This window comes from Eudoraea sp. (assembly GCF_049665975.1).
GTDB lineage: Bacteria > Bacteroidota > Bacteroidia > Flavobacteriales > Flavobacteriaceae > Eudoraea.
In genome coordinates, this window is record NZ_JBATGR010000125.1 from 1 (window position 1) to 1,785 (window position 1,785).

Below are 1,785 nucleotides of genomic sequence, written 5' to 3' on the forward strand. Positions count from 1 at the left end.
TGCAGGTCCCTGAGCACCATCAACACCATTAGCGCCTGCCAGTCCTGTAAGTCCTATTGGTCCTTGTGGTCCTTCAGGACCATCAGCACCTGTAAGTCCAGTTAACCCATTAGGTCCTTGCGAACCAGTTTCACCTGTATCACCAGTTTTACCGGTATCACCAGTTTCACCGGTATCACCAGTTTCACCCTGAATACCCTGTTCACCTTGTCTTCCCTGTGGTCCCATTTCACCAATGTCACCTATATCTCCTTTGGGTCCCTGTATTCCGTCGTTTCCATTTTCACCGTCGGCACCGGTAGGTCCAGTTAACCCTATAGGTCCTTGTGATCCTGTTTCACCCTGAACACCTTGTTCTCCCTGGTCACCCTGTATTCCTTGTGGCCCTTCAGGACCATCAGCACCTGTAAGTCCAGTTAACCCATTAGGTCCTTGCGAACCAGTTTCACCGGTATCACCAGTTTTACCGGTATCACCAGGTTCACCGGTATCACCAGTTTCACCCTGAATACCCTGTTCACCTTGTCTTCCCTGTGGTCCCATTTCACCAATGTCACCTTTATCTCCTTTAGGTCCGACTGCGCCATCAGCACCATTTTTACCATCTGCACCAGCAGGTCCTTGTGGTCCTTCAGGACCATCAGCACCTGCAAGTCCGGTTAACCCTTTAGGTCCTTGTGGACCAGTTTTACCGGTATCACCAGTTTCACCAATTTCGCCTTGAATGCCAGTTTCTCCAATTTCACCTTTTGGTCCTTGTGCACCATTTGAACCTTTAGCGGCACTGGCCCCTGCAGGACCTGTTAATCCTATGGGTCCCTGAGGGCCGGGTTCTCCTTTGTCTCCCTTATCTCCTTTAGGACCTTGCGCACCATCAACACCATCAACACCATCAACGCCATCCGCTCCTGCCTGTCCTGTAAGTCCTATTGGTCCTTGTGGGCCAATTTCACCTTGTATTCCTTGTGGCCCAGTTTCTCCGGCATCACCTTTGTCGCCTTTTGGTCCTTGTTCACCGGTAGTTCCATGATTTCCATTTGTGCCTTCAGTAACTGTTAATTCTGCCTGATCTGTCTCTCCTCTTTCGCCGCTATTCTGACCATATGTAAATGAAGATCCTTGAGAATCTATTATGGTGAACGTGCCATTACCATTATCTGTAAAAGAAATATTAGAATCATTAGAATTACCGCACAGGCTACCCCAGTTTTTACCATCATATTGATATACGCATGCAGTATCCGTATTATAAACCAAGGCCCCGGCTAAGGGTTTGATCTTTTGCATCAATGAGGTGTTTACACGGGTAAGAACCAGTGCTTTATTCCTGCTTTCTAATTCTAAGAGTGATGCTCCGTCAATTTCATCAGGATTGTCACCTACTTTTAATTGTGCAAAGCCTACATTGACTAGTAATAACAGAAAAACAAATGGTAAGTTATTTAATTTCATAGGGATAAAATTATTGGCCATTTAAATGACGTCAGTTTGGCTCATTACCAGGCAGGATTATATCAGTTGAAAATCATTGTAGGTTCCGGGATATTTAAAAGATAATTAATCAGACCATTCGGGTCATTATTAAATTCTGTGTTAGAATTGTGAAATACGAGACTAAAATCATCACCAATTGCTAGTTGGATAGGGAACATTCAATGGTATTTGAAAAATTTTCAAACTGATATGAATACCGCAACGTCATGCTTATAAATATCTGGTTAAGCTAATTTAAGTATGTAGATGAGCGAAATAAAGGTTGTAAACTTGTAGGAATAATATGTAAAA

Annotated in this window: 1 pseudogene; it reads right to left on the bottom strand. The window is 44.0% G+C overall.

From position 1 onward, the window contains the following. Positions 1–1,452 (bottom strand): annotated as a pseudogene (locus tag WBN20_RS05010) (hypothetical protein); the annotation flags it as partial. Positions 1,453–1,785 lie beyond the last annotated feature (333 nt).